This is a genomic window from Yoonia sp., assembly GCF_965660735.1.
GTDB lineage: Bacteria > Pseudomonadota > Alphaproteobacteria > Rhodobacterales > Rhodobacteraceae > Yoonia.
In genome coordinates this window covers 1-10,692 of the sequence record NZ_CBFIBD010000062.1, presented here as the reverse complement: position 1 = coordinate 10,692, position 10,692 = coordinate 1, and the positions used below count along the sequence as shown (strand labels likewise).

10 protein-coding genes are annotated in these 10,692 nt (G+C 60.7%); 2 read left to right on the top strand and 8 right to left on the bottom strand.

The genetic code is table 11. From position 1 onward, the window contains the following. The coding region (locus ACTG4B_RS14935) for a pyridoxal-dependent decarboxylase (protein WP_439156500.1) at positions 1-358 on the bottom strand (358 nt) is incomplete at its 3' end. A gap of 89 nt (positions 359-447) precedes the next feature. Between ACTG4B_RS14935 and ACTG4B_RS14930 the strand changes: the two genes are divergently transcribed. Together ACTG4B_RS14930 and ACTG4B_RS14925 are read left to right on the top strand one after the other, a co-directional pair. Further along, positions 448-1,980 (top strand): AMP-binding protein, encoded by a 1,533-nt coding sequence (locus ACTG4B_RS14930; protein WP_439156499.1) that lies wholly within the window; start codon positions 448-450, stop codon positions 1,978-1,980. A 65-nt stretch (positions 1,981-2,045) separates the two neighbouring features. Beyond that, positions 2,046-2,642, top strand: a complete 597-nt coding sequence (locus tag ACTG4B_RS14925) for a hypothetical protein (protein WP_439156498.1) — start codon at positions 2,046-2,048, stop codon at positions 2,640-2,642. A 374-nt stretch (positions 2,643-3,016) separates the two neighbouring features. Here the strand turns inward: ACTG4B_RS14925 and ftsH are convergent, their stop codons facing one another. The 7 genes from ftsH to ACTG4B_RS14890 all read right to left on the bottom strand — a co-directional run. Then, on the bottom strand, positions 3,017-4,930 hold the full coding sequence (gene ftsH / locus ACTG4B_RS14920) for an ATP-dependent zinc metalloprotease FtsH (protein WP_439156497.1): 1,914 nt from the start codon (positions 4,928-4,930) through the stop codon (positions 3,017-3,019). 77 nt (positions 4,931-5,007) lie between these two features. Further along, a complete protein-coding gene (gene tilS, locus ACTG4B_RS14915) occupies positions 5,008-6,288 on the bottom strand; it encodes a tRNA lysidine(34) synthetase TilS (protein WP_439156496.1) in 1,281 nt (426 codons plus the stop codon). Continuing rightward, a complete protein-coding gene (gene ybgF / locus ACTG4B_RS14910) occupies positions 6,279-7,100 on the bottom strand; it encodes a tol-pal system protein YbgF (protein ID WP_439156495.1) in 822 nt (273 codons plus the stop codon). Before ybgF ends, tilS begins: the two co-directional genes overlap by 10 nt. Before the next feature lie 19 nt (positions 7,101-7,119). Beyond that, complete coding sequence (gene pal / locus ACTG4B_RS14905; protein WP_439156494.1) at positions 7,120-7,638, bottom strand: peptidoglycan-associated lipoprotein Pal; 519 nt, start codon at positions 7,636-7,638, stop codon at positions 7,120-7,122. 73 nt (positions 7,639-7,711) lie between these two features. Then, positions 7,712-9,028 carry a Tol-Pal system beta propeller repeat protein TolB gene (tolB, locus tag ACTG4B_RS14900; protein WP_439156493.1) on the bottom strand — a complete coding sequence of 439 codons (1,317 nt, stop codon included), beginning with the start codon at positions 9,026-9,028 and terminating at the stop codon, positions 7,712-7,714. Positions 9,029-9,130: 102 nt separating this feature from the next. After that, positions 9,131-10,261: an energy transducer TonB gene (locus tag ACTG4B_RS14895; protein ID WP_439156492.1), complete on the bottom strand. Its 1,131-nt coding sequence runs from the start codon at positions 10,259-10,261 to the stop codon at positions 9,131-9,133. A 3-nt stretch (positions 10,262-10,264) separates the two neighbouring features. Next, a partial coding sequence (locus tag ACTG4B_RS14890) for an ExbD/TolR family protein (RefSeq protein WP_439156491.1) occupies positions 10,265-10,692 on the bottom strand: 428 nt, incomplete at its 5' end.

The following is a 10,692-nucleotide window of genomic DNA, read 5'->3' as shown; positions in this document are numbered from 1 at the left end:
GCACCATCACCTGTTCCATTTCCGTCGCCACCGGCGATGTCTGCCACAGCATCGCCTGTGCGGCGATGGCATTGGTCAGTTGCTCGGCCAGCATCGATGCAGGGGCGGCATTGGCCGGAAAATAGGCAAAGAAACGCGGATGCTGCCAATGGGTCATGGCATCGGGGACGATGGCCGCAAAGTCCACGAAAATATCTGCCATTGGCGTAGCCGCTTCGGGCGGCGCAGCAGGCAGCCGGGCAGCGGTTGTGCCATAGGCGGTCTGCGCGCGCACCGGCCTGTCACGCAGCCCCTTGTGATAGTCAAGCGCCCACTCTGCCGCGCGGCGCGACCATTCCAACAATTCATCATGTGTCATCCGCGCACTAAGACATGGCGCCACCGCCATCGCAAGACACTCGCGTCGCGCAAATTCCTGTGCCATGCTCGCAAACAGGAGGATCCCATATGACGCCATACCCCAGCCGCTTTGCCGATATACCGCTGCGCGACCGATCCATCACACAGCGCGTTTTCGAAGGGCTGGATAACCGCCGCGACGCGGTCGTGCTGACCGATGGCCCGACCGGGCGCACAATGACGGCGGCGCAATTCATGGATCAGGTCAGGCGGCTGGCGGGCGGGTTGACGGCGGCGGGCCTTGGGGCGGGGCATACCGTGGCGCTGATGGCGCCGAACATCCCCGAATACTGTGTGATCTTCCACGCGGTCGCATGGGCCGGCGGCACGATCACGACGCTGAACCCCACCTATACTGCCCGTGAAATCCGCCACCAACTGGCCGATTCAAGGGCTGAGGTGCTGATCACCATTCCCGATTTCCTGAACACAGCCCGCGATGGTGCGGGCGACATGGATGTCATCGCCATCGGCAGCCCCGAATTTGCGGCCCTGATGGGCGATGCACTGACCGCACAAGTACCCGTTGATCTGGATGCGCATACGGTGGTTCTGCCCTATTCTTCCGGCACAACCGGCCTGCCCAAGGGGGTGATGCTGTCGCATCGCAATCTTGTCGCCAACGTCGATCAGATCATCATGGCAGGCGATTTTCAGCCCGGCGAAGTCGCCGCAGGATTCTTGCCGTTTTTTCATATCTACGGCATGACCGTGCTGATGAACGTCCATCTGGCGGGCGGCGGCGCGGTGGTCACCATGCCGCGGTTCGATCTGGCGCAATTCCTGCAGATTAGCCAGGATCACAAGGCGCGCCGCATGTGGATCGTGCCACCCGTTGCACTTGCGCTGGCCAAGCATCCGCTGGTGGATGACTATGATCTGTCCAGCCTCGAACAGGTGTTTTCCGGCGCCGCCCCCATGGGGGCCGATCTGTCAAACGCCGTCGCCAAGCGGCTGAACTGTATTTCGCTGCAAGGCTACGGCATGACCGAACTGTCGCCGGTATCCCACGTCACGCCGGGCAATGCGGCTGTCGCGGGCGCATCCGGACAGGGGGTGCCAAATACGCACTGCCGGATCGTCGATATCGAAACCGGCGCAGACCTGCCCCCCGGACAGGAAGGCGAGTTGTGGGTCAAAGGCCCGCAGGTCATGCAAGGTTACCTGAACAACGCCGGGGCCACCGCCGAGACGATCACGCCCGACGGCTGGCTGCGCACCGGCGATATCGCCCTGATCGACGATGGCGGCTATATGTTCATCGTGGACCGGCTGAAGGAACTGATCAAATACAAGGGCTTTCAGGTCGCCCCGGCAGAGCTTGAGGCGACACTGGTCGCCATGGACGGGATCACCGATGCCGCCGTGATCGGCCTGCCCGATGAGGAGGCCGGCGAACTGCCCATCGCGTTTGTCGTTACCGGCAACCCGGCCCCGGACGAGGCTGCGATCAAGGCGCATCTGGACGCGGCACTGGCACATTATAAACAGGTCCATCAGGTGCATGTCGTCGATGCTATCCCGAAATCCGGGTCGGGCAAGATCCTGCGCCGGTTGCTGCGCGATCAGGTCGCCGGCTGATCTGCGTCACATCGTTCTCAGGCTGGTCCGTGATAGGCAGGACCAGATATTACAAGGGACACAGAATGTCAGACAAGATCAACACCCTGATCGCACGCATAAAGTCTCTTGAGGATGAGCTGGAAGAGGCATTCGACGAACAACGCGCCGCCTTGAACATGCGCATTGAACACGGACGGGCCGTTTTTGACAAAGAGGTGCAGCGCCGGCACGCCGCCCTGCGCACAGGGCTGCTGCAGTATATCGTAGGATCGCGCCCGCTGATCGTGCTCACAGCGCCGGTTATTTATGCGGTGATCATCCCCTTCGTGCTGCTTGATGTATTCGTCACGATCTATCAGGCGATCTGCTTTCCGGTTTACGGGATCGAAAAGGTCCGGCGGCGCGATTACCTCGCCGTTGACCGGCACCGGCTGCAATACCTGAACGCGCTGGAAAAACTGAATTGCGTCTATTGCGGTTATGGCAACGGGCTGCTGGCCTATGCAGGTGAAGTCGCAGGCCGCACTGAAAAATTCTGGTGCCCGATCAAACACGCGCAGCGGATGGCGCGGACACATGCGCATTACCCTGAATTTGCCGATTTTGGTGATGCAGAAGCCTATCGCAAACGGGTCGCAGACCTGAAAAACCACCCCAAAAAGGCCGGCAAGTCAGACTGACGGTCGCGCGCGTGTGTTTGTCAAAGCCGAACAGGCTGCTGCCCAGCAACCTAAGGTGCGCCTGTCGCCGGGCCCGGGGATCGTCTTATCAGACCACGCATTGCTGACACGGCGGCTGCCACGGCGTCGGGGGCGACGGCGTGCGCATCCTGCGTCGCTCTTGATTGAACGCGTTCTTTTCTGAATCGCACACCGCAAGGTGTCCATCATCAATGAGAAACACTCTCACCTGCTCTTTTACCTGCTCTTTCACAAAGGCCAGACAAGCAGATCAGGCGTAAAAAGACCTGCCGCATCGCGTGCGGCAGGTCTGGTTTTGCGCATATCCCAAAGTGACATGAATCACAGGTCGGGGGCGGCGTTTTCCTGTGCAGTCAGACCGAAGGTTCCGGTTCCATCCCGCCATCGGATGCGCGGGGCTTTTTCGGTTTGGTCTTGGGGATCGCCGTCACCGATGACCCGCTTGATGGGGGTGTATCATCCGCATCATCACCCAGATGTGGCGATTCCCCGCGCATCACACGTTTGATCTCTTCGCCGGTCAGGGTTTCGTATTCCAGCAATCCCTGGGCCAGACGTTCGAATTCTTCGCGTTTTTCAAGGATGATTTCATGCGCCTTTTCATAGCCGGCCTGAATGAAACCGCGGACTTCTTCCTCGATCAACTCCTTGGTGTGGGCAGATACGGACAAACCAGCGGTATTGCCCTGATAACCCTCGTGCGCCTCGGCGTAGTCGATGTTCCCGATCTTGTCGGACATGCCCCAGCGCAACACCATCGCACGGGCCAGCTGGCTTGCCTGCTGGATGTCACCAGCGGGGCCGTTACTGACTTGATCCGCACCATATTTGATGATCTCGGCTGCCTTGCCGGCCATCGTCATGGCAAGACGTTGATGGCATTCGTCCTTGAACATGTTCAGACGGTCCATTTCCGGCAGGCTCATCACCATGCCCAATGCACCACCGCGCGGAATGATCGTCGCCTTGTAGACCGGATCGCATTTCGGCAGGCTGATACCGACAATCGCATGGCCGGCCTCGTGATAGGCGGTCATTTCCTTTTGCTCGGCAGTCATCACCATGGAACGGCGTTCGGCCCCCATCATGACCTTGTCCTTGGCGGATTCGAAATCGATCATGGTCACGAACCGCCGGCCGACGCGGGCGGCCATCAACGCAGCCTCGTTCACGAGGTTGGCCAGATCAGCACCCGAAAATCCGGGCGAGCCGCGCGCGATGATCCGCAGATCGACATCGGGGCCCAGGGGGATCTTGCGAGCGTGAACGCCCAAAATCTTTTCACGGCCCTTGATGTCGGGGTTCGGCACCGTGACCTGACGGTCAAAGCGACCGGGGCGCAGCAGCGCAGGGTCAAGCACATCGCGGCGGTTCGTGGCAGCAACGATGATTACACCCTCATTCGCCTCGAATCCGTCCATTTCGACCAGAAGCTGGTTCAGCGTCTGTTCGCGTTCGTCATTGCCGCCACCGTAACCGGCACCACGGGCACGGCCCACTGCGTCAATTTCATCGATGAATACGATACAAGGAGCGTTTTTCTTGGCCTGCTCGAACATGTCGCGCACACGAGATGCACCCACACCGACAAACATTTCCACAAAATCAGACCCCGAGATGGTGAAGAAAGGCACGCCTGCTTCACCGGCGATTGCGCGGGCCAGCAATGTCTTACCCGTTCCCGGAGGGCCGACAAGCAACGCACCTTTGGGAATTTTGCCACCCAAGCGGCTGAACTTCTGTGGGTTACGCAGAAATTCAACAATCTCTTCGAGTTCTTCCTTGGCTTCGTCAATGCCTGCCACGTCGTCAAAGGTGACGCGCCCGTGCTTTTCCGTCAGCAGTTTTGCCTTGGATTTGCCAAACCCCATGGCGCCGCCTTTGCCGCCGCCTTGCATCCGGTTCATGAAATATATCCACACGCCGATCAGCAACAGGAATGGAAGAATGCTGAGGATGAACGACTGGAACACCGATTGCTCTTGGCTGCGCGCCTCGACAGGCACATCAGCGGCGATCAAAAGGTTCGTGATTTCAGCGTCTGCCGGCTTGATGGTCGTGTACGTGCGCCCACCTTCGGTAAAGCTCACTCGCTCGCCGTCGATGACGGCATTTGTCACGCGCCCCGCTTCCACAGATGCGACGAACTCGGAATAACTTTTCGCCTGGCCTCCGGTGGTTCCCGGCGGGCTGCTGAACAGGTTGAAAAGCGCCAGAACCATAAGGAACAGGACGATCCAGAATACAAAATTGCGCGCGTTGCCCAAGGGGAGCTCCTTCTCAATCGGGAAATGGGCCGACAGAGTCGTTCCATAAGCGTTGCCTCTAAGATAGAGGGTAAACCTTAATCTTCAATGGCAAACGCCGCGGAATGAAAATCCGCGACAATCCGCGCAGACCAGCCGTTCGTCAGCCCGGCGACAGGGGCCGCCACAAGCGTGTCACCTTGCCAGACGGACGGCGACGCGCGCAGCGATGTGCGCGGAAAGCCTGCAGCGCGCCAGTCCGGGCATTGCGACAGCCCGTCACCCAACGCACGAAAGATCAGACCGGGGGCAATCGCCCCTTGCAAAAGCCAGCGACGATCCCAGATAACGCCGGTTGTATCGGCAGCGCCAGCCACCGGACGGCCGCCGACCTGTGTCGCTGCAACCTCGCGGGTCAGGCGCGCGCCGCCGTCTGTCTGTGGCGCAAGGACACAGCCCGCCAATGTCACCTGCTGTCCTGTGCGGGCTTGTCTGGCGGCATCAATCAGACTGTCAAACCGTGGCCGATAAACGTGGCCGCCGACCCATGAAAACCCCGCCGCAAGAACGCGCCGCGGTGCATCTTCGCGGTCCACCGCCAGCGCTGGCGGTGCAAAAACCAGATCACCGGCATCCTGCCGCACGTGTGCCCGGGCGAATTCATCTGCGGCCCGCTGCAATGACAAATGCGCCGCCTGCATATGATCAACCGTTTGCAGTAACCGCTTGCGGGTCAGGCCAAGCCCTTCAAGGCTGGAAAACATTTGCCGTGCGCGCACACGGTCAAAACGGGCGTCATCGTTGCCGGGATCATCGCACCACGCGATTCCCTGTCCCCGCAGCCAGCCCCGCAGATCCGCGCGGGATACATCCAACAGCGGCCGGATCACACGCATCCCGTCGCGCTGGTTAGCGCGCGCCATGGCCGTCAGCCCATCAATGCCGGACCCGCGCGCAAGTCGCAAAAGCAAGGTCTCCAATTGGTCATCTTCGGTATGTCCCAACATCACGGTGTCGATGCTATTTTGCGCGCCCCAGCGTTGAATGGCTTTCCAGCGCCCTGCGCGGGCTGCCGCTTGCAGGTTGCCTTGATTGTCCCAGGTCCAGTTCAGCACCGTATGATCAAGGCCCAGGCGGGCCGCCTGCCCGGCGACCAGCGCAATTTCATCCGCCGCGCCAACCCGCAAACCGTGATCGACCGTGACAACACGCAGGCGCTGCGGGTCGATCGTTCGAATGGCCAGATGCATCATTGCGATTGAATCGCCACCACCCGACACGCACAGGCCAATCAAACCGTCGGTCAGGCCAAATTCCGGGCGGGCAAGCGCATCGCGAAAAGACGCGGCGACGTCCAACGATCTGCGGTCTACTGACATCCCAGATTTTGCATCGCCATCTGCGCATCGGTCACAGCAGGACTGCCCGGAAAACGCACGTTGACTTCGGCAAGGGTCAGACAGGCATCCTGCGTTTGCCCGATCGCGCCAAGCGTCGCGCCAAGTTTGAACAACGCATCGGGGGCCTTGTCCCCGTCCGGATCAGCCGAGAATGCCGCGAGGTAGGCGCGCGCTGCGTCTGTCATCTGACCCAGCCCCTCTAATGCTTCGCCGCGCAGATAATCGGCCTGCGGGGCTAGCGGACTGCCGGGGTAGGTCGTGCCAAAGGTCGCAAGCTGGTCAACGGCGCTGCGAAAGTCACCGTCAGCGAGCGCCTCCTGCGCCCGCTCGATATCGCCTTGTTCCCCGATGGCCAGCGCCGGACCGCCTGTCGCAGGCGGCGGGTTTGCCGATGGCACACCTGCCCCATTGTCCACACCACCCAGCGACGGCGTATCGCCCAGTGTGGCGATATCACAGCCTGCCTCAAGTTCGCACAGACGGAATTCCAGATCACCGATCCGGTTGGTCCCGTCCACGGTTATCCGGTTCACCCGGAATTCAAGTTCCTCGGCCTTGGATGTCAAACGCTGCAATTCCGCCTCGATCGCGTTCAAACGGTCGAGTGGTGTGTTGCCCTCAACCCCGGAGTTCAGACCGCCGGTCGTCGAGAGTTCACGTTTCAGCCGCTGCACATCGACATAAAGCATCGTCAGTTGCTGACGAATATCTGCCAGTGTTTCGGTCTGTGCCAGCGCGGGCAAGGGAGCCCACAACAAGGCACAGATCAGGGCAAGGCGGTGCAAAAACATGAAACGTCCTTTGGTCGGGTTAGCTGATCTGGGCAAATGACAGAACGGTCACAGCGCGCCGGTTCTTGGCATAGCACGATTCCTGCGAACACACCTCGATCGGGCGTTCCTTGCCATAGCTCGTCACCTCCAGACGGCCCGCAGGCACGCCGCGCGACACCAGATATTCACGCACCGCATTGGCGCGGCGGAACCCAAGTGCCAGGTTATATTCGCGCGTGCCCTGTTCATCGGCGTGGCCTTCGATGATGGCGCGGTAATCGGCATTGGTCAAAAGCCACTGCACCTGCCCGACCAGAATGGTCTTGCCTTCGGGGGTGATGGTCGAGGTATCGACGGCAAACAGCACCCGATCACCAATGGTCTGATTAAAGAACATCGGGCTGGATGGATCGCTCGCGGACCCCAGCGCACCGGCACCCGCATTGGCACCGCCATTGGCATCCGCACCGGCACCACCGCCAAAACGGTCGGGGTTGGTGCAGGCCGTCGTCGCAAGCGCCAAGACCATCACGGTCACTTTCGTCATCATCTTCATGGATTTTATCCCTGTTTTATCTGCTCGTTTTTGCCAGCATAGCATGGCTTTTGATTGGGGGGAATTGGGCATATCAGGGCTGAAGCGGCCCCCATGACGGGTCAGACGCCCCGCCCTGCAACGGCACCGCCTTAAGGTTCCGGCCCGAGATATCCACCGAATATAGCGATGAAGTCCCCCCTGCGCCCTGGGTTTCGCGGCTGAACATGATCACCCGGCCGTTGGGCGACCACGTCGGTCCTTCATCAAGAAACGACGATGTCAGAAGCCGCTCTTCTGAACCATCGGTGCGCATTACGCCAATATGAAACCGGCCTGCGTTCTGTTTGGTAAAGGCAACCAGATCACCACGGGGTGACCAGACCGGTGTGCCATAACGCCCCTCACCAAAGGAAATGCGCCGCGCCTCGCCGCCATCTGCGGACATGATATAGAGTTGCTGCGTGCCTGACCGGTCGCTTTCAAACACGATCTGGTCACCACCGGGCGAAAGGCTGGGCGCAGTTTCGATAGAAGGGGCCTGCGTCAGGCGGACATGCTGGCCGGTGGTCAGATCGGTGCGGTAAATATCCGTGTTGCCGCCATTCGACAGGCTATAGATCACCTGACGCCCGTCGCGGGAAAAGCGGGGGCTGAATGCCATTTCGCCCTGCGCGGTCGGCAGCTGTTGTTGGCCGACATTGGCGACATTCAGCACGTTGATACGGGGAAAGCCGCTTTCGAAACTGGTGTAAAGCACCCGGTCGCCATTGGGCGAAAACCGCGGGGCCAGCACAATAGTGCTGCTGTCCGTCAGAAATTGCAGGTTGGCGCCATCGAAATCCATGATCGCAAGGCGTTTCTGGCGGTTGTCCTTGGGGCCGCTTTCGGACACGAACACCACGCGGCTGTCGAAATAGCCGCCTTCGCCCGTGATCCGGCTATAGACCGCATCAGCAACCTTGTGGCCCATCCGCCGCCAACCCGCAGTGGTGCCAGCAAATTGCAGACCACCGCCCAGTTCCTGCCCCGAAAACACATCATAGACACGGAATTTCACCACCAGTTGATCGCCGCTGACGGTAACGGCCCCGGTAATCAGCGCCTGTGCATTGATCGCACGCCAGTCAGGAAAGGCGATGGGCTGGGCAAATGATGACACCTGAGAAATAAAGGCGGCCGCAGGCACTTCGCGAAACAAACCGGTCCCCGCCAGATCCTGCACGATCAGGCGCGATATATCCTGTGACACCTGCTGCGCCTGCGGGGTCTCGGCTTCGAAACCGGGGACGGCGAATGTGATCGGTTCGATCACGCCATCGGTAATGGTCAGCCGCAACGGCCCGCCCTGCGCCAGAACTGGCCCGGCAAGGAACAGGGCAACCATGAGTGTCAAAATTCGTTTCATCATTCTCGCCTCATTCCGCCTGTCGGAGCATTCCGAAAACAGGCCTACATTGTATTCCATAGCAGACTTGTGAAGCCAAATCACAAAGCCTGCGCGTTTCTTTGCCTAGCGCAGCCGCATCCCGCTGGGATCAAAGGTGATTACCACATCTTTCCATTGGTCGTATTTTTCCGGCGGCAACTGATACCCGCTTGACTGACAGCGCAGGATCGCGCGGCGGGCGGCCTCATAGGCGGTATTGGTCGCACTTTGGTCACCATCAGACCCCAGCAAGCGGACATCCCCTTCGACCTTTCCGGCGCGATCCAGGCTAAAGCCGACCTCGACCGTGACGCGGGCCGCGACCGAACCGGGGTCGACATTCCAGCACCGGTTCACCGACACGCGAAAGCCATCACGCTCCGCGCCTGTCATAGGCGGGCCGGCGGCCACCGCAGGGGCAGACGGGGGTGATGCCTGGGCGCCCAGATCAGCCAGCAGGCTGTCGATATCATCCTGCGGGACTACCGGTTGCGGTTCGGTTTCAACCACCTGCGGCGCAGGTCTTTCTTGCGGTGCGGGCGCAGGGGGCGCTGGCCGGTTCGGGCGGGAACTGGGGCGCATCGATGTCTCGACCGCACCCGACGGGGTTTCATCCGCGATTACGATTTCGGTCGTCGTTTCCTCGGGCGCGGTGGCGTCCTGCTCTTGTTCCACCACCTCGGCAGCGGTGCTTTGATCCGGCACTGCCTCTTGTCTGACGATGTCATCCACCTGCGCATCGGGCGGTGAAGGCTCTGATATGGTGGAGGCAACGGTTGGCGCCTGACGTGGTGTCGGGCGTGGGCTGACTGTCACGTCCGGGGCAGGTGGCGGGGACGGTGACGCAGGTGCGATCGGTGGCACATCTGTGACATCGGCCACAGGCGGTGCCGGTGGCGCAGGGGGCGGCGGGGTTTCATCGGTCGGCTGTGTTACAGGGTCAGGCTGTGGCGCGGGCGCAGGTGGTTCTTGCGCCGCCAGCGGTGGCGGCGGTGTCACGTCAATTTCCGGCGGCACGGGCGTCTCCGGCTCGGCCTGTCCAGGCACGGGTGTCCGGGCGGCGCGGGTCAATGCCTCATACTCTTCGCCGGTCACGACAGACACATCCATGGCATCAAACCGCAGCGGTTCGGAACTGAGCCCCCAACCAAGGATCAGCCAACCGATCAGCCCGATATGGGCCACGGCAGAGATATAGGTGCCCGGCGTCTGCATGGTCTACCCGTCAGACCCGTCCGGAACAGCCGCACCGGACGCAGGGCCGCCAATATCGGTCACCAAGCCAATGTTGGAAAACCCGCCCGCGTTCAACGCGCCCATCACCTCGGCCACGGTATTCCATGCGTTTGCCCCATCAGCACGCAAGAAAATCCGGTCGCTTGTGCGTTCGGCTGCGATGGCCTGCAATTTGGGCACGAGCGTTGCGAAATCTGTTTCTGTCTCTTGTATCATGACGACACCATCTGCGGTGATCGTTACGGTCAACGGCTCTTCATCATCGCCTGGCAGGGCGTCGGCGGCAGTCTTGGGCAATTCCACAGGCACGCCCACGGTCAGCAAGGGGGCGGCAACCATGAAGATGATCAGCAGTACCAGCATGACATCCACAAAGGGCGTGACATTGATTTCCGCCATCGGTTGGGTGC